The 17,619-nt window shown below is 54.5% G+C and carries 19 protein-coding genes; 3 read left to right on the top strand and 16 right to left on the bottom strand.

What is annotated here, in order from left to right:
* Positions 1–181: 181 nt before the first annotated feature.
* Positions 182–2,743 carry a DNA mismatch repair protein MutS gene (gene mutS / locus JSN25_RS00650; protein ID WP_038633127.1) on the top strand — a complete coding sequence of 854 codons (2,562 nt, stop codon included), beginning with the start codon at positions 182–184 and terminating at the stop codon, positions 2,741–2,743.
* Between the two features lie 45 nt (positions 2,744–2,788).
* On the opposite strand, the gene JSN25_RS00655 is transcribed toward mutS, so the two are convergent.
* From JSN25_RS00655 to JSN25_RS00665, 3 genes are read right to left on the bottom strand one after another with little or no spacing between them, the layout of a single operon-like run.
* A complete protein-coding gene (locus tag JSN25_RS00655; RefSeq protein WP_038633131.1) occupies positions 2,789–3,025 on the bottom strand; it encodes a non-oxidative hydroxyarylic acid decarboxylases subunit D in 237 nt (78 codons plus the stop codon).
* A gap of 10 nt (positions 3,026–3,035) precedes the next feature.
* On the bottom strand, positions 3,036–4,463 hold the full coding sequence (locus JSN25_RS00660) for a non-oxidative hydroxyarylic acid decarboxylases subunit C (RefSeq protein WP_038633134.1): 1,428 nt from the start codon (positions 4,461–4,463) through the stop codon (positions 3,036–3,038).
* Entirely contained in the window at positions 4,463–5,056 is a 594-nt protein-coding gene (locus tag JSN25_RS00665; protein WP_204525376.1) for a non-oxidative hydroxyarylic acid decarboxylases subunit B, read from the bottom strand. The genes JSN25_RS00660 and JSN25_RS00665 overlap by 1 nt, the downstream gene beginning before the upstream one ends.
* A gap of 158 nt (positions 5,057–5,214) precedes the next feature.
* Here JSN25_RS00665 and JSN25_RS00670 point away from each other — a divergent pair, with 158 nt between their 5' ends.
* Positions 5,215–5,619 (top strand): MarR family winged helix-turn-helix transcriptional regulator, encoded by a 405-nt coding sequence (locus JSN25_RS00670; RefSeq protein ID WP_038633140.1) that lies wholly within the window; start codon positions 5,215–5,217, stop codon positions 5,617–5,619.
* A 144-nt stretch (positions 5,620–5,763) separates the two neighbouring features.
* Here the strand turns inward: JSN25_RS00670 and rpoS are convergent, their stop codons facing one another.
* The 12 genes from rpoS to cysD all read right to left on the bottom strand — a co-directional run bounded on the left by rpoS (position 5,764) and on the right by cysD (position 15,529).
* Positions 5,764–6,756: an RNA polymerase sigma factor RpoS gene (gene rpoS, locus JSN25_RS00675; RefSeq protein ID WP_000081498.1), complete on the bottom strand. Its 993-nt coding sequence runs from the start codon at positions 6,754–6,756 to the stop codon at positions 5,764–5,766.
* 62 nt (positions 6,757–6,818) lie between these two features.
* Positions 6,819–7,901: a murein hydrolase activator NlpD gene (gene nlpD, locus JSN25_RS00680; RefSeq protein ID WP_233623724.1), complete on the bottom strand. Its 1,083-nt coding sequence runs from the start codon at positions 7,899–7,901 to the stop codon at positions 6,819–6,821.
* A gap of 164 nt (positions 7,902–8,065) precedes the next feature.
* A complete protein-coding gene (gene pcm / locus JSN25_RS00685) occupies positions 8,066–8,692 on the bottom strand; it encodes a protein-L-isoaspartate O-methyltransferase (RefSeq protein WP_038633150.1) in 627 nt (208 codons plus the stop codon).
* Positions 8,686–9,447 carry a 5'/3'-nucleotidase SurE gene (surE, locus tag JSN25_RS00690; RefSeq protein ID WP_038633152.1) on the bottom strand — a complete coding sequence of 254 codons (762 nt, stop codon included), beginning with the start codon at positions 9,445–9,447 and terminating at the stop codon, positions 8,686–8,688. Before surE ends, pcm begins: the two co-directional genes overlap by 7 nt.
* Complete coding sequence (gene truD, locus JSN25_RS00695) at positions 9,428–10,477, bottom strand: tRNA pseudouridine(13) synthase TruD (RefSeq protein ID WP_204525377.1); 1,050 nt, start codon at positions 10,475–10,477, stop codon at positions 9,428–9,430. Before truD ends, surE begins: the two co-directional genes overlap by 20 nt.
* Positions 10,474–10,953 carry a 2-C-methyl-D-erythritol 2,4-cyclodiphosphate synthase gene (gene ispF / locus JSN25_RS00700; protein WP_003034167.1) on the bottom strand — a complete coding sequence of 160 codons (480 nt, stop codon included), beginning with the start codon at positions 10,951–10,953 and terminating at the stop codon, positions 10,474–10,476. Before ispF ends, truD begins: the two co-directional genes overlap by 4 nt.
* Entirely contained in the window at positions 10,953–11,663 is a 711-nt protein-coding gene (gene ispD, locus JSN25_RS00705; RefSeq protein WP_038633159.1) for a 2-C-methyl-D-erythritol 4-phosphate cytidylyltransferase, read from the bottom strand. The genes ispF and ispD overlap by 1 nt, the downstream gene beginning before the upstream one ends.
* 18 nt (positions 11,664–11,681) lie before the next feature.
* Entirely contained in the window at positions 11,682–11,993 is a 312-nt protein-coding gene (gene ftsB, locus JSN25_RS00710) for a cell division protein FtsB (protein WP_003034163.1), read from the bottom strand.
* Between the two features lie 214 nt (positions 11,994–12,207).
* Entirely contained in the window at positions 12,208–12,531 is a 324-nt protein-coding gene (locus tag JSN25_RS00715) for a DUF3561 family protein (protein ID WP_038633162.1), read from the bottom strand.
* Positions 12,532–12,578: 47 nt separating this feature from the next.
* Complete coding sequence (gene cysC, locus JSN25_RS00720) at positions 12,579–13,184, bottom strand: adenylyl-sulfate kinase (protein WP_204525378.1); 606 nt, start codon at positions 13,182–13,184, stop codon at positions 12,579–12,581.
* Positions 13,184–14,611 carry a sulfate adenylyltransferase subunit CysN gene (gene cysN, locus JSN25_RS00725; RefSeq protein ID WP_204525379.1) on the bottom strand — a complete coding sequence of 476 codons (1,428 nt, stop codon included), beginning with the start codon at positions 14,609–14,611 and terminating at the stop codon, positions 13,184–13,186. Before cysN ends, cysC begins: the two co-directional genes overlap by 1 nt.
* Before the next feature lie 9 nt (positions 14,612–14,620).
* Positions 14,621–15,529: a sulfate adenylyltransferase subunit CysD gene (gene cysD / locus JSN25_RS00730; RefSeq protein WP_003034152.1), complete on the bottom strand. Its 909-nt coding sequence runs from the start codon at positions 15,527–15,529 to the stop codon at positions 14,621–14,623.
* 254 nt (positions 15,530–15,783) lie between these two features.
* Between cysD and JSN25_RS00735 the strand changes: the two genes are divergently transcribed.
* Positions 15,784–16,821 (top strand): aminopeptidase, encoded by a 1,038-nt coding sequence (locus tag JSN25_RS00735; protein ID WP_085048823.1) that lies wholly within the window; start codon positions 15,784–15,786, stop codon positions 16,819–16,821.
* Positions 16,822–16,871: 50 nt separating this feature from the next.
* Here JSN25_RS00735 and cysH read toward each other — a convergent pair whose 3' ends face one another.
* Positions 16,872–17,606, bottom strand: coding sequence for a phosphoadenosine phosphosulfate reductase (cysH, locus tag JSN25_RS00740; protein WP_085048822.1), 735 nt, complete (start codon positions 17,604–17,606; stop codon positions 16,872–16,874).
* Between the last annotated feature and the right edge of the window lie 13 nt (positions 17,607–17,619).

Consider the following 17,619-nt stretch of genomic DNA (forward strand, 5'->3'; position numbering starts at 1 on the left):
TCCCCTCCCCAGAATACATTGTCATCGTCTGAGTCGCCCCGGAGCGGAATCTGGATCGAGAAGTCATCCTTCCCCGCTTTCCCTGAAAAGCATATCTCCGTTATCATGTGCCTCTTATGTGATAACAACGAAAACAAGAATATCGCAATCCATTGAAAATCAGGGAACTGGACACAACTCCATGAGTACAATCGATAATCTCGACGCCCACACCCCAATGATGCAGCAGTATCTCAAGCTGAAAGCTCAGCACCCGGAAATACTGCTGTTTTACCGCATGGGCGACTTTTATGAACTGTTTTATGACGATGCGAAACGCGCGTCTCAGCTGCTTGATATCTCCCTGACTAAGCGCGGCGCATCCGCAGGCGAGCCCATCCCAATGGCGGGTATTCCCCACCATGCGGTAGAAAACTACCTTGCCAAGCTGGTCAATCAAGGGGAATCCGTCGCTATTTGCGAACAGATTGGCGATCCGGCCACCAGCAAAGGACCGGTGGAGCGTAAAGTTGTGCGCATCGTTACGCCCGGCACCATCAGTGATGAAGCGCTGTTACAGGAGCGCCAGGACAACCTGCTGGCCGCCGTCTGGCAGGACAGCAAAGGCTACGGCTATGCCACGCTGGACATCAGCTCCGGGCGTTTTCGCGTTAGCGAGCCTGCCGACCGCGAGACCATGGCCGCCGAACTGCAGCGAACTAACCCGGCTGAACTGCTGTATGCCGAAGATTTTGCAGAAACCTCACTGATTGAAGGACGTCGCGGCCTGCGCCGTCGTCCGCTGTGGGAATTTGAAATTGATACTGCCCGTCAGCAGTTAAATCTGCAGTTTGGCACACGAGACCTGATTGGCTTTGGCGTTGAGAACGCCCCGCGCGGATTATGCGCTGCGGGCTGTCTGCTGCAATATGTGAAAGATACCCAGCGTACCTCACTGCCGCATATTCGTTCCATCACCATGGAGCGTCAGCAGGACAGCATCATTATGGATGCCGCCACCCGCCGCAATCTGGAGATCACCCAGAACCTGGCTGGCGGCGTTGAAAACACATTGGCTTCGGTACTCGACTGCACCGTAACACCGATGGGCAGCCGTATGCTCAAGCGCTGGCTGCATATGCCGGTCCGCGACACCAAAATCCTCACTGAACGCCAACAAACCATCGGCGCGCTACAGGATATCACCAGCGAATTGCAACCCGTGCTGCGTCAGGTGGGCGATCTGGAACGCATTCTGGCGCGTCTCGCTCTGCGTACCGCGCGCCCGCGCGATCTGGCCCGCATGCGCCACGCTTTCCAGCAACTCCCAGAACTACGCGCGCAACTGGAAAACGTAGACAGCGCCCCGGTGCAGATGCTGCGTGAGAAAATGGGGGAGTTTGCGGAGCTGCGTGAACTGCTGGAACGCGCCGTCGTGGAAGCTCCACCGGTGCTGGTACGCGACGGCGGCGTCATCGCGTCTGGCTATAACGAAGAGCTGGACGAGTGGCGAGCGCTGGCCGATGGCGCAACCGACTACCTCGACAGACTGGAGATCCGCGAGCGCGAACGCACGGGTCTTGATACGCTGAAAGTTGGATTCAACGCCGTTCACGGATACTACATTCAGATCAGTCGTGGACAGAGCCATCTGGCGCCAATTAATTACGTGCGTCGCCAGACGTTGAAAAACGCTGAACGCTACATTATTCCAGAACTGAAAGAGTATGAAGACAAAGTTCTGACCTCCAAAGGTAAGGCGCTGGCACTGGAAAAACAGCTATACGACGAGCTGTTCGATATGCTGCTGCCGCATCTGGCTGATTTACAACAGAGCGCCAGCGCGCTGGCGGAGCTGGACGTCCTGGTCAACCTCGCAGAACGTGCTTATACGTTGAATTACACCTGTCCGATCTTCACCGATAAACCCGGCATTCGCATTACCGAGGGCCGTCACCCGGTGGTGGAGCAGGTGCTGACAGAGCCGTTTATCGCCAACCCGCTCAACCTTTCCCCACAGCGCCGGATGCTGATCATCACCGGGCCGAACATGGGGGGGAAAAGTACCTATATGCGCCAGACCGCATTGATTGCGCTGCTGGCGTATATCGGCAGCTATGTCCCGGCACAAAAAGTCGAGATAGGGCCTATCGACCGTATATTTACCCGCGTTGGCGCGGCGGATGATCTGGCATCAGGTCGTTCCACCTTCATGGTTGAGATGACCGAAACCGCCAACATTCTGCATAACGCTACCGAAAACAGCCTGGTGCTGATGGATGAGATTGGACGCGGCACTTCAACCTACGACGGCCTGTCGCTGGCATGGGCGTGCGCAGAAAACCTGGCGAATAAAATCAAAGCATTAACATTGTTCGCCACCCACTACTTCGAACTGACTCAGTTACCGGAGAAGATGGAAGGCGTCGCGAATGTACATCTGGATGCGTTAGAGCATGGCGATACCATCGCCTTTATGCACAGCGTACAGGATGGCGCGGCGAGCAAGAGCTATGGCCTGGCGGTAGCAGCCCTGGCAGGTGTGCCGAAAGAGGTCATAAAACGTGCGCGGCAAAAACTGCGCGAACTGGAAAGCATCGCGCCAAATGTTGCCGCAACCCAGGTCGATGGTACACAGATGTCGCTGCTTTCGGTTGCGGAAGAAACATCTCCCGCCGTTGAAGCGCTGGAAAATCTCGACCCGGATTCACTCACGCCTCGCCAGGCGCTGGAATGGATCTATCGGTTAAAAAGTCTGGTGTAACGCCGTTGTGCCGGGTATGGCTTCGCCGCACCCGGCATTTTTTGATTAACGCTTATCTTCCGCCAGCAGCGGCGGGATACTTGGCACCATTGGCGCATCGTCGATATCTTTCTGCGTCATGCGAAACGCTTGCGGATAATGCTCGCGGCTGGTACGGCGTAGCGGCTCGGTATTACGCCAGGTGTACAGACAATGCTGGCACTGATATACGGTCCAGACACCTTTTACCGGCGAGTTCGCCATCACTTCAATATGTTCATCGGCACAACGTGGACAAATCATCTGCTACTCCTTATTTACGGTTGGCCAGCATGGCGGTCAGCTTTTCAGCCCAGGCTTTTGTTTCCGGTAAATCACATACCGGTTGGCTGTAATGACCTCGGTTATCCGGTGCAACCGGTGTCGTGGCATCGATGATGAGCTTGTCGGTAATCCCCGCCGGACTGGAACCGGGATCAAGTTCCAGCACCGACATATTCGGCAGTTGCACCAGATCGCCCGCCGGATTGACCTTCGAGGAGAGCGCCCACATCACCTGCGGCAGGTTGAACGGGTCAACGTCTTCATCAACCATAATCACCATCTTCACGTAACCCAGGCCGTGCGGCGTGGTCATAGCACGCAGCCCCACCGCGCGGGCAAAGCCGCCGTAGCGTTTTTTGGTGGAAATAATCGCCAGCAGTCCGTGGGTGTACATGGCGTTCACCGCCTGCACTTCCGGGAATTCGGCTTTCAATTGTTGATAAAGCGGTACGCAGGTCGCCGGGCCCATCAGGTAGTCGATTTCGGTCCACGGCATACCGAGATAGAGTGATTCAAAAATCGGTTTGCTGCGATAAGAGACTTTATCGATACGCACCACGGTCATATTGCGTCCACCGGAATAGTGGCCGGTAAACTCGCCAAACGGACCTTCGATTTCGCGTTTACGGCTTTCAATGACCCCTTCGAGGATCACTTCAGAGCCCCACGGCACGTCAAAACCGGTGAGCGGCGCGGTAGCGATAGGATACGGGCTTTCACGCAGCGCTCCCGCCATCTCGTATTCAGACTGATCGTATTTCAGCGGCGTGGCGCCCATCAAAGTGATGATGGGATCATTACCCAGCGTGATGGCAATCGGCAAATCTTCACCGCGCTCTTCCGCTTTATGCAGGTGCAGCGCGATATCATGCATTGGCACCGGTTGCAGACCGAGCTTACGTTTGCCCTTCACTTCCATGCGGTAGATGCCGACGTTCTGTTTGCCGAAGTTGTCCCGATCCAGCGGATCGCGCGACACCACGCAGGCTTTATCCAGGTAGAAACCGCCGTCGCCATCGTTCAGGCGAAACAGCGGCAGAATGTCGAAAAGATTAATGTCTTCGCCGTCGACGGTATTTTCAGCCCATGCCGGGTTCGCACGACGTTCCGGGGCAACCGGAAATTTATCCCAGCGACGGATAAACTCATCAATCTGTTTTTTCACCGGGGTATTTGGTGGAAGACCTAAAGAGATGGCGTGATTCTGCCATGAACCGATGGTGTTCATCGCCACGCGGGCATCGGTAAAACCGCGAATATTGTCAAACCACAGCGCAGGCGCGCCATCACCAATACGCCCGGTCGCATTAGCCGCCGCAGCCAGATCCGGCTCGGCGTTAACTTCCTCACTGATTTTCAGCAGTTGTCCCTGGTCGTCCAGCGCCTGCAAAAAGCTGCGCAAATCATCAAATGCCATTATTCGTTCTCCTGTGCAAAATTCTGCGCCTGTCGTAATCCCTGCCAACGACGGGCGTTAGGGTGTTCAAGCCCAAACTGGTCGAGCACGCGCGCGACAATGTGCTGGGTAATGTCATCGACCGTTTGCGGATGGTTGTAAAACGCGGGCATTGGCGGGACCATCGCCACGCCCATGCGGGAAAGCGCGAGCATGTTTTCCAGATGGATGGTGCTGAGCGGCATTTCACGCGGCACCAGCACCAGTTTGCGCCCTTCTTTCAGCGCCACGTCTGCGGCGCGCCCCACCAGCCCTTCCGCGTAACCTGCGCGAATACCGGCCAGCGTTTTCATGCTGCAGGGGATAATGATCATGCCGTCAGTACGAAACGATCCGGAGGAGATGGTCGCGGCCTGGTCCGCGGGGTTGTGGCAATAGTCTGCCAGTGCGGATACATCGCGGACGCTGTACGGCGTTTCCAGCTCAATGGTCGTTTTTGCCCATTTCGACAGCACCAGATGGGTTTCCACCCCCGGCATTTCCCGCAGCGCCTGTAGTAGCGACACGCCGAGCGGTGCGCCGGTAGCCCCCGTCATTCCTACGATCAGTCTCATTCAACCCCTCAATTTGTTCGTGTACGAACATTTTGATTAAAATACTCCCACAATTCATTGTGGGCAAGGCCACCGCGCACGGATAGCTAAAACAGCGATGGTTAAAAAAGGAGGCGTAACCCGCTATGATAGAGACTGACCGATATCCCGGAGCTCTCATGCCGTTACGCAATAAAGCATTTCATCTTTTACGTCAGCTTTTTCAGCAGCATACGGCTCGCTGGCAACATGAGTTACCAGAGCTAACCAAACCGCAGTACGCGGTGATGCGCGCCATTGCCGAACAGCCCGGCATTGAACAGGTCGCCCTGATGGAGGCAGCGGTCTGCACCAAAGCCACACTTGCGGAAATGCTGAGCCGGATGGAAAAGCGTGGGCTGGTCAGGCGGGATCACGACCCGGCGGATAAGCGTCGGCGGTTTGTTTATTTGACTGCGCAAGGAGAAGCACTATTGGCCAGCGCAACCCCGGTAGGAGATCGCGTGGATGATGAGTTTCTGGGCAGACTGAGCGAGGAAGAGCGCAAACAGTTTACTCAACTGGTGCGTAAGATGATGGGATAATCGTTCGGATGGCGGTTTTGGGTGATGTCTTTGTAGGCCCGATAAGCAAAGCGCCATCGGACAATATGTGCCGACCAATAAGCGGTAGCGCTAAAGAAAAAGGCCAGTCTCGATGAGACTGGCCTTTCTTGATGGAACTTGTGCTTACTCGCGGAACAGCGCTTCGATATTCAGCCCCTGAGTCTGCAGAATTTCGCGCAGACGACGCAGGCCTTCAACCTGAATCTGACGAACACGTTCACGCGTAAGACCGATTTCGCGGCCCACATCTTCCAGTGTCGCAGCTTCATACCCCAGCAGACCGAAACGACGTGCCAGCACTTCACGCTGTTTGGCGTTCAGTTCGAACAGCCATTTGACGATGCTCTGTTTCATATCATCGTCTTGCGTGGTGTCTTCCGGGCCGTTTTCTTTTTCATCGGCCAGGATGTCCAGCAACGCTTTTTCGGAATCGCCACCCAGCGGGGTGTCTACCGAGGTAATGCGCTCGTTGAGTCGGAGCATACGGCTGACGTCATCAACCGGTTTATCCAGTTGTTCAGCAATCTCTTCTGCGCTCGGTTCATGGTCCAGTTTATGCGACAACTCACGCGCGGTACGCAGATAGACGTTCAGCTCTTTTACAATATGAATCGGCAGTCGGATCGTACGGGTTTGGTTCATAATAGCCCGTTCGATCGTCTGACGGATCCACCACGTTGCGTATGTTGAGAAGCGGAACCCGCGTTCCGGGTCAAACTTCTCGACGGCACGGATAAGCCCCAGATTGCCCTCTTCAATCAGGTCCAGCAATGCCAGACCGCGATTGCCATAACGGCGAGCAATTTTCACCACCAGACGCAGGTTACTTTCAATCATGCGGCGGCGAGAGGCGACATCTCCACGCAGTGCGCGACGCGCAAAATAAACTTCTTCTTCGGCTGTTAACAGTGGTGAATAACCAATCTCACCAAGGTAAAGCTGAGTCGCGTCCAACACACGCTGTGTGGCCCCCTGCGATAACAGCTCTTCTTCAGCCAGGTCGTTATCACTGGGTTCCTCTTCACTCAAGGCTTTCTCATCAAAAGCCTCTACTCCGTTCTCATCAAATTCCGCATCTTCATTTAAATCATGAACTTTCAGCGTATTCTGACTCATAAAGGTGGCTCCTACCCGTGATCCCTAACGGAACTAGCAAGTGAAAGCCTGGTTCCGCCGAATTATCGCTGCGGCAAGTAACGCAGCGGGTTTACGGATTTCCCCTTGTAACGAATTTCAAAATGCAAGCGTGTTGAACTGGTTCCGGTACTACCCATGGTAGCTATTTTCTGCCCCGCCTTGATTTCTTGTTGTTCCCGGACCAGCATTGTATCGTTATGGGCGTAGGCGCTCAGGTAATCATCGTTATGTTTGATGATAATAAGATTACCGTAACCACGCAGCGCGTTACCGGCATAAACGACGCGTCCATCTGCGGTCGCGACAATAGCCTGTCCTTTGCTGCCTGCAATGTCGATCCCTTTATTGCCACCTTCGGTAGCCGCAAAGTTTTCGATCACTTTGCCGTCAGTTGGCCAGCGCCAGGTAGAGATTGGCGCGCTGGTCGACGTTGAGCTTGCAGTTGTTTCGGTTGTGCTAACTGCTGGAGCCGTTACTGGCGCTGTGACAACTGTCCCAGCAGGCTTGTTGTTCGGCAACATTTTGTTAGCACTTTGTTCACCTGAATCCTCAGAATACGTAATTGTTGGTTTCGAAGCAACAGCAACGGTGGAATTTTGTGCAGGGTTGGTCACAACTCCTTGCTGTGCTGCATCCGCCTGGGTGATGGCATTCCCACCGGTAATCGGTGTACCCGAGGCGTTGCCCACTTGCAGAGTTTGGCCGACATTCAGGCTATACGGGGCCGGAACGTTATTGCGCTGTGCGAGGTCACGGAAATCGTTCCCGGTAATCCAGGCAATATAGAAAAGTGTGTCGCCTTTCTTGACAGTATAGGTGCTGCCGCCCGTGTAGCTACCTTTCGGAATATTCCCATACTTACGGTTGTACACGATACGACCGTTTTCCATCTGTACAGGCTGTTCTGCAACAGGTTGAATTTGCGTTGGTTGCGTAGTCGGAGTCTGCACCGGTTGGATCTGTGGCGTCTGTTGTACTGTCGACGTCGAGCCCATTTTTGGCGGAGGCGTAATCAGCATGCCGGAACTGGTGTTCGAGGATGCACCGCCGTCAACCGAGCTGACCGGCGCTGGTGGATTCGAGGTGTTTGAACAACCTGCCAGCCATAATGAAACCAGTGACAATGCCGCAATACGGCGAATGGTAAATTTGTGGCTTCCCGCGCTCATTTATCCCCCAGGAAAATTTGGTTAAAACCCGTAACGTAATCACCGTGCAAAAGCATCGACACGATACGCTGACTAATTCCAGAATATCCAGGAAAACTCCAGGTATTCAGAGCCAGTGTCTACGCAAGCTCCCCTTTTACTAAGGGAACAAAACGTACGGCCTCCACGGTATCAATAATAAATTCGCCTCCCCGACGACGCACCCGCTTCAGGAACTGGTGCTCATCGCCCACGGGTAAGACGAGAATACCGCCTTCATCCAGCTGCATCATCAGCGCAGTTGGGATCTCCGGCGGGGCTGCCGTTACAATGATAGCGTCAAACGGGGCTCGCGCTTGCCAGCCCTGCCATCCATCACCGTGACGGGTAGAAACATTGTGTAAATCCAGCTGTTTCAGGCGACGACGCGCCTGCCATTGCAGGCCTTTAATACGCTCAACGGAGCATACATGCTGCACCAGATGCGCCAGAATCGCCGTCTGGTAGCCGGAGCCAGTGCCAATTTCCAGCACCCGCGATTGCGGCGTTAGCTCAAGCAGCTCAGTCATGCGTGCAACCATATAAGGCTGCGAAATCGTCTGCCCCTGACCAATCGGCAAGGCAATATTGTCCCAGGCCTTATGTTCAAACGCCTCATCAATGAATTTCTCACGCGGCACGGCGGCGAGTGCATCCAGGACATGCTCATCTCGGATGCCCTGCGCACGTAATTGTTCAAGAAGAGTATGTACGCGTCTGCTTACCATTGCGTGTCGACTCCCACGCTGTCCAACCAGCTCGAAACCACCTCATGCGCGCCGTAGGCGGTTAAATCGACATGCAGCGGCGTGATGGAAACATAGCCTTCATCGACGGCGGCAAAATCGGTATCCGGCCCGGCGTCGCATTTTTCCCCCGGCGGCCCAATCCAGTACAACGTATTTCCGCGCGGATCCTGCTGTGGAATAACCTGATCCGCCGGATGGCGGCTGCCGCAGCGGGTGACGCGGATGCCTTTAATCTGATCCAGCGGTAGATCCGGAACGTTAATATTTAAAATACGCCCGGTGCGCAGCGGTTCACGACTCAGCGCCCGTAAGATACGACAGGTTACTGCCGCAGCAGTATCGTAGTGCTTATGGCCATCAAGCGAGACAGCCAGCGCAGGGAACCCAAGGTGACGACCTTCCATTGCCGCCGCAACGGTACCGGAATAGATGACATCATCCCCGAGATTAGGACCTGCGTTAATACCAGAAACGACAATGTCCGGACGCGGACGCATTAACGCGTTCACGCCCAGATAGACGCAGTCGGTGGGCGTACCCATTTGTACGGCGATATCGCCGTTATCATAGGTAAACGTGCGAAGTGAAGATTCCAGCGTCAGCGAGTTAGACGCGCCACTGCGGTTACGATCCGGGGCAACCACCTGTACGTCAGCAAACTCACGCAGGGCTTTCGCCAGCGTTTGTATACCGGGTGCATGGACCCCATCATCGTTACTCAGCAATATACGCATAATCACCCATTGTGTTAATAAGTTCCCTTACTACACTGGTGGCGAAGCTACCTGCCGGTAGCCAGAAGCGTAACTCAACGGTTACGTCATCCCACCAGTTCCAGCTTAATTGTTGTGGATACAGCAACATAGCGCGTCGCGATGCCTCGACTTTCTCGCGCAATAGCAGAGACTGCAGCACGGTTTCATCCGCAACAGCGCTTTCTTCAAACACCAGCGCGTCGCGCTGAGTTCCCCACTCACCGCTACCCGGTAATGCCGCTGTAATCATCAATTCTTTGTCATCGACGCGACGCTGTAATTCAGTCTGTTCTTCCTGCGTGGCGACAAACCAGCTTCCGCGTCCCGACAATTGTAGCGCATCGCCGTCAACAACTTGATTAAAGTCTGTTTTTTTCAAGCGTTCACTGACGATCTGATTAAACAACGCGCTACGGGCCGCCGACAACCAAAAACTGCGTTTATTGCGATCGCGCACCGGCGCATCGCTTTGCGCCCAGCGCAGCGCCCCTTGCAGGTTGCTGCCGCCGATCCCAAAACGCTGAGCGCCAAAATAGTTCGGTACGCCGCGCTCGCTAATCGCCTGTAATCGCGCTTCAACATCATTTCGCTCGCTCACTTCACGCAGCACCAGCGTAAATTCGTTGCCTTTCAGCGCCCCTAAACGCAGCTTACGCTTGTGGCGCGCGTACTCCAGCACTTTACAGCCTTCGAGCTCAAATTTGCTTAAATCAGGCATTACATTGCCCGGCACGCGCGCGCACAGCCACTGTTCCGTGACCGCATGCTTATCTTTTTGCCCGGCAAAGCTCACTTCACGGGCGTGAATTTTCAGGAACTTCGCCAGCGCGTCAGCGACAAAACGGGTATTGCAGCCGTTTTTCATGATGCGCACCAAAATGTGCTCGCCTTCGCCATCCGGTTCGAAGCCTAGATCTTCGACGACGACAAAGTCTTCCGGATTGGCTTTCAGGACGCCATGGCCCAGTGGTTTACCATGAAGATATGTCAGATTCTCAAACGCAGTCATTTCGTTGCCTTAATGAGTAACGCCACCGCTTCACAGGCAATCCCTTCCCCACGCCCGGTGAAACCGAGTTTTTCCGTGGTGGTCGCTTTCACGTTAACATCATCCATATGGCAGCCAAGATCTTCGGCAATAAATACGCGCATTTGCGGAATGTGCGGCAGCATCTTCGGCGCCTGAGCAATAATCGTCACATCCACATTACCAAGCGTATAGCCTTTCGCCTGAATACGCCGCCAGGCTTCACGCAATAATTCGCGGCTATCTGCACCTTTAAAGGCCGGGTCGGTATCCGGGAAGAGTTTACCGATGTCACCCAGCGCCGCCGCGCCCAGCAAGGCATCGGTTAGCGCATGTAACGCCACATCACCATCAGAATGCGCCAGCAGTCCTTTTTCATACGGGATGCGCACGCCGCCAATGATAATTGGGCCAACGCCGCCAAAAGCGTGTACGTCAAAACCGTGTCCGATTCGCATTAAGCATTCTCCAAATGGATTGTTCGGGAGAGATAAAACTCCGCCAGCGCCAGGTCTTCCGGGCGGGTGACTTTGATGTTGTCAGCGCGTCCTTCGACCAGTTGCGGATGAAAACCGCAATATTCCAGCGCCGAAGCTTCGTCCGTAATGGTTGCGCCTTCGTTGAGCGCACGGGTCAGGCAGTCGTGCAACAGCTCGCGAGGGAAAAACTGCGGCGTTAACGCATGCCATAAGTCGGTACGATCGACCGTATGGGCAATGTCTGTGCGGCCCGGTTCAGCGCGTTTCATCGTATCGCGTACGGGTGCCGCCAGGATCCCGCCAGTGCGGCTGGTTTCACTGATTGCCAGCAAACGTGCTAAGTCATCCTGATGCAGACACGGACGCGCGGCGTCATGCACCAGCACCCAACGCGCATCTCCTGCGGCTTGCAAACCGGCAAGGACAGAATCGGCACGTTCGTTGCCGCCATCCACTACGGTAATTTGCGGATGCGCGGCAAGTGGAAGTTGGGCAAAGCGGCTGTCGCCTGGGCTGATAGCGATGACGACTCGCGTCACCCGGGGATGGGCCAGTAGCGCATCAACCGAGTGTTCAAGAATGGTTTTATTGCCAATTGAGAGGTACTGCTTAGGACACTCTGTTTGCATTCGGCGGCCAAATCCGGCAGCCGGCACCACGGCGCAAACGTCCAATAAAGTGGCTGCCATGTTAGATCCCTGGACGATTTATCGATTGTTTTGCCCTGCAGTCTGGGCGCGTTTAGACGCGTCAGGCACCAGACGATAAAAAGTTTCGCCCGGCTTAGTCATGCTGAGTTCGTTGCGCGCGCGCTCCTCAATAGCCTCTTGTCCGCCATTGAGATCGTCAATTTCGGCAAAGAGCTGATCGTTACGCGCTTTAAGTTTCGCGTTTGTAGCCTGCTGCGCAGCAACATCATCGTTGACGCGACTATAGTCATGTATGCCGTTCTTACCGAACCACAGCGAATACTGTAGCCAGACTAATAAAGCCAGCAACAGCAGCGTAAGTTTACCCATCCTGCCCCCTGAAAAACGGCATTAACATCCCATAACTTCCGTAGACGACTTTACATCAACGGACGGGAATGCCGCGACAACGCGGGCAAATGTACCACATTTGCCCGTTGTTACGTATACCCCGTGTAAGGAGAACATAATCTCATTGTTGGTTACGGTTTGAATTATGACCAGACAGTGAACGACATCGGCGATCGTTTAAAACGCTCTTAGCCTAGCCCAAAAGCCAAAAGAATAGCGCGCTAAACATTCCACCCACCACCAGTAGGGTGCTGGTAATGCTCAGTAGCAGCTTTCCTTTTAATAGCGAGTGCAGGGCAATACCCGCCACAATCGCCACGGGCAGCAACGCGAGGAAGAAAGGCCAGGTATAAAGGAAGAAAAACAGTGTGTTAGGGCCATACATCAGACATGGGAACCCCAGCGCCAGCAGCCACGCTACAAAACCGACCACGGCCCCTGGTAGGGACCAGGTGGTTTCGTCGTCGGTAGCGAAGGTCTCTGACTCTGTAATAGTAATGTTATGGCTGTTACGCATATCTAATCCTGTGACCGTGACTGACCGGGCATGTAAGCTCGGGTGTCTCAGGATCTGATAATATCTCCCTGCCTCAGCAGGTCTAATAATTGGGGAACCAAATTTGTTACCAATTGTTCACCATCCAGATGAATCTCTGGCGATTCAGGCGCTTCGTATACCGAATCAATTCCGGTGAAATTGCGCAACTCCCCCGACCTGGCTTTTTTATACAGCCCTTTTGGGTCGCGCGCTTCGCACGTTGCTAATGGCGTATCGACAAAAACCTCAATAAAACGCCCTGCGCCAACGCGCTCGCGGACCATTTTTCGCTCGGCGCGATGCGGAGAGATAAAGGCGGTCAGAACTACCAGACCGGCATCCACCATCAGGTTAGCCACCTCGCCAACCCGACGGATATTCTCCTTACGATCGGCATCGCTAAACCCCAGATCGCTGCACAGGCCGTGACGCACGTTATCGCCATCCAGCAGATAAGTGCTGACGCCCAGCTTGTGCAACGCTTCTTCCAGCGCTCCCGCTACGGTAGATTTACCGGAGCCAGACAGTCCGGTAAACCACAGCACAACACCACGGTGACCTTGGCGTTGCTCCCGCTGTTGCGGTGTAACAGGATGGGCATGCCAGACGACGTTTTCGTCATGCAGCGCCATTATTTGCCTCCCAGCAGATCGCGCGCACCCCAGTGTGGGAAGTGGCGACGCACCAGCGCATTCAGCTCCAGTTCAAACGCGCTGAACTGAGAAGCGGCGGCCTGCTCCTGGATGATAGGCTCACGCACCAACCCCGCGCCGACGGTGACGTTAGTCAGGCGGTCAATGATAATCAACCCACCCGTAACCGGGTTCTGCTGATAGGTATCCAACACCAGCGGTTCATCAAACGTCAGATTAACCAGACCAATGCCGTTCAGCGGTAACGCGTCGACCTCACGCTGGGTCAGGTTGTTAATATCGACCTGGTACTGCACGGTGTCCACGCGCGCGCGGGTCTTCTTGCCGGCAACTTTGATGTCGTAGCTCTGCCCCGGCGACAGCGGCTGTTCCGCCATCCACACCACATCAACGGCAGCGCTTTGTACCGCTGGCAACGCTTCACCTGCATCCAGCAGCAGGTCGCCCCGGCTGATATCAATCTCATCTTTCAGCACCAGGGTGATCGCTTCACCGGCATGCGCTTGCTGTAAATCACCATCAAAGGTAACGATCCGCGCCACGCTCGACTCAACGCCGGACGGTAACACCTTGACGCGTTGCCCTACCTGCACGCTACCGGAGGCCAGCGTTCCGGCATAACCACGAAAATCCAGATTTGGTCGGTTCACATACTGCACCGGGAAACGCATCGGCTGGGTATCGACAATGCGCTGGATCTCAACGGTTTCCAGCACTTCGAGCAGCGTCGGACCGCTGTACCATGGCATGCTGACGCTTTGCGAAGCCACGTTATCGCCTTCCAGAGCGGAGAGCGGCACAAAACGGATATCCAGGTTGCCCGGCAGTTGTTCAGCAAACGTGAGATAGTCTTCGCGGATGCGGTTAAATGTCTCTTCGCTAAAGCTCACCAGATCCATTTTGTTGATCGCTACCACCAGGTGCTTGATCCCAAGCAGCGTGGAGATAAAGCTGTGACGACGGGTCTGAGCGAGCACGCCTTTACGCGCATCGATCAACAGGATCGCCAGGTCGCAGGTCGACGCACCGGTCGCCATGTTGCGGGTGTACTGTTCGTGACCGGGGGTATCCGCAATAATAAATTTGCGCTTCTCGGTGGAGAAATAACGATAAGCCACGTCGATGGTGATGCCCTGCTCGCGCTCGGCCTGCAAGCCGTCAACCAATAGCGCCAGATCGAGTTTTTCGCCTTGGGTGCCGTGGCGTTTACTGTCGTTATGCAGCGATGAGAGCTGATCTTCATAGATCTGCCGGGTATCGTGCAGCAGTCGACCAATCAGGGTACTTTTCCCGTCATCCACGCTACCGCAGGTTAAAAAACGCAGCAGGCTTTTGTGTTGCTGAGCAACCATCCAGGCTTCAACGCCGCCTTCATTAGCAATTTGTTGTGCAAGTGTCGTATTCATGGCGGCTCCTTAGAAATACCCCTGACGTTTCTTCAGCTCCATGGAGCCCGCCTGGTCGCGGTCAATCACGCGCCCCTGACGTTCACTGGTGGTTGAGACCAGCATCTCTTCAATAATTTCCGGCAGCGTCTGCGCATTCGACTCCACCGCGCCGGTCAGCGGCCAGCAGCCAAGCGTGCGGAAACGCACCATGCGCTTTTTAATCACTTCGCCGGGTTGCAGATCGATTCTGTCGTCATCAATCATCATCAGCATGCCATCACGCTCCAGCACCGGACGCTCAGCCGCCAGGTACAAAGGTACGATGTCGATATTTTCCAACCAGATGTACTGCCAGATATCCTGTTCGGTCCAGTTAGAGAGCGGGAATACGCGAATGCTTTCGCCTTTGTTAATTTGTCCGTTGTAGTTGTGCCACAGTTCCGGACGCTGATTTTTCGGGTCCCAGCGATGGAAGCGATCGCGGAAGGAGTAAATGCGCTCTTTGGCGCGCGATTTCTCCTCATCACGGCGTGCGCCGCCGAACGCGGCGTCAAAACCGTATTTGTTCAGCGCCTGCTTAAGCCCTTCGGTTTTCATAATATCGGTATGCTTGGCGCTGCCGTGGACAAAGGGGTTGATGCCCATCGCCACCCCTTCCGGGTTTTTATGCACCAGCAGTTCGCAGCCGTAGGCTTTCGCCGTACGGTCACGAAATTCATACATCTCGCTAAATTTCCAACCGGTATCAACGTGCAGCAAGGGGAACGGCAGCGTGCCAGGATAAAACGCTTTGCGCGCCAGATGCAGCATTACGCTGGAATCTTTGCCGATGGAATACATCATCACCGGATTAGAAAACTCGGCGGCCACCTCACGAATGATATGGATGCTTTCCGCTTCCAGTTGCCGCAGGTGGGTAAGTCGTTTTTGATCCATAACCGTTCCTATGTAATGCCGTTATTTTGCTAACGATGCTCAGATAACCTGACTATAGGGAGGGCAAGGAGGCGAATGAAATTACGAATTGGAATGAGTAGTTCCTCAAAGGAATAACGATCTGGAAAAGCAAATATCAAAAAGTGCTTAAGCCACCGGATTTCGGGCATTTAGGAGCAAATGAAATTGTTTTACCGCGATCACGGTTTCATACTAGCGGCTAAAAATTTCTGCTTGGTATTTAAGGACTCACTATGTTTTCCGCATTGCGCCACCTGACTACCGCCCTGGCGCTCGGCGCGTGCTTTATCCTTCCCGCACAGGCAACATCTTCGAAGCCCGGAGATTTCGCAAATACCCAGGCACGCTACATCGCCACATTCTTCCCAGGCCGTGTGACGGGTTCTCCGGCAGAAATGTTATCTGCTGATTATATACGTCAGCAATTTCAGCAGATGGGCTATAGCAGTGATATTCGGACGTTTAACAGCCGCTATATTTATACCGCCAAAGATAATCGTAAAAACTGGCATAACGTAACGGGCAGTACCGTCATTGCAGCCCATGAAGGCAAAGCGCCACAGCAGATTATTATCATGGCGCACCTCGACACCTACGCCGCGCAAAGCGACGCCGATTCCGATGCCAATCTGGGTGGATTAACCCTACAGGGTATCGACGACAACGCCGCAGGGGTGGGCGTGATGCTGGAGCTGGCTGAACGACTCAAAAATGTGCCGACGCAGTACGGTATTCGCTTTATCGCCACCAGCGGTGAAGAGGAAGGCAAACTCGGCGCAGAGAACATCCTTAAGCGAATGAGCGCCGCCGAGAAGAAAAATACGCTGCTGGTTATCAACCTCGATAACCTGATCGTTGGCGATAAGCTCTATTTCAACAGTGGGAAAAGAACCCCGGAAGCCGTACGAAAACTGACGCGCGACCGGGCGCTGGTCATCGCACGCAGCCGCGGTATTGTCGCCAGCACCAACCCCGGACTGAACAAAGACTATCCGAAAGGTACCGGCTGCTGTAACGACGCAGAGGTGTTCGATAACGCGGGAATTGCCGTCCTTTCCGTTGAAGCGACCAACTGGAACCTGGGCAAGAAAGATGGCTATCAACAACGCGCCAAAAGTCCTTCATTCCCGGATGGCAACAGCTGGCACGATGTGCGTCTGGATAACCAACAGCATATCGATAAAGCGTTACCGGGCCGGATAGAGCACCGCAGCCGCGACGTGGTACGCATCATGCTGCCGCTGGTAAAAGAGCTGGCGAAGGCAGGGTAATCCTGAAAAAAAAGAGCCCCGGTAATGCATAACGCTTACCGAGGCTCATATTACCCTTCGTGCAGCCCGCACTCGCGCTTCAAGCCGAAGAAGCGCGTCTCTTCTTCCGCCATGCCCGGCTCCCATTTGCGGGTGGTATGCGTATCGCCCACCGACAGATAGCCCTGGTCCCACAGCGGGTGATATTTCAGCCCGTGCTTTTGCAGATACTGGTAAACGGTACGGTTATCCCAGTCGATGATCGGCAGCACTTTAAACACGCCGCGCTGAATTGCCAGTACCGGCAAATGCGCCCGGCTGCCTGACTGCTCGCGGCGCAGGCCCGCAAACCAGGTCTGTGCTTTCAGCTCTTTTAGCGCCCGGTTCATCGGCTCGACTTTGTTGATGTCATTGTATTTCTCAATGCCCTCAACGCCCTGCTCCCACAGTTTGCCATAGCGTGCTTCCTGCCAGGCAGCACTCTCCTTCGCCCGATAGACTTGCAGATTCAGCCTGAGTTTGTCCGTTAACTCGTCAATAAACTGGTAGGTTTCCGGGAACAGATAGCCGGTATCGGTCAGAATTACCGGGATATCCGGGCGGATCTGATTCACCAGATGCAGGCTTACTGCGGCCTGAATACCAAAGCTGGAAGAAAGCACATATTCTCCCGGCAAATTCTCCAGTGCCCACGCCACGCGGCCTTCGGCGTCCAGCTTTTCCAGTTGGCTGTTAGTTTCCGCCAGCGCCATAACGCGTTCAACTTTCGGCAGGTCGTTCAATGCGTGTAGATCAAGTACGGACATGATTACCTCATCT

Origin of the sequence: Citrobacter cronae (assembly GCF_016893685.1) — a bacterium.
Taxonomy (GTDB): domain Bacteria; phylum Pseudomonadota; class Gammaproteobacteria; order Enterobacterales; family Enterobacteriaceae; genus Citrobacter; species Citrobacter werkmanii.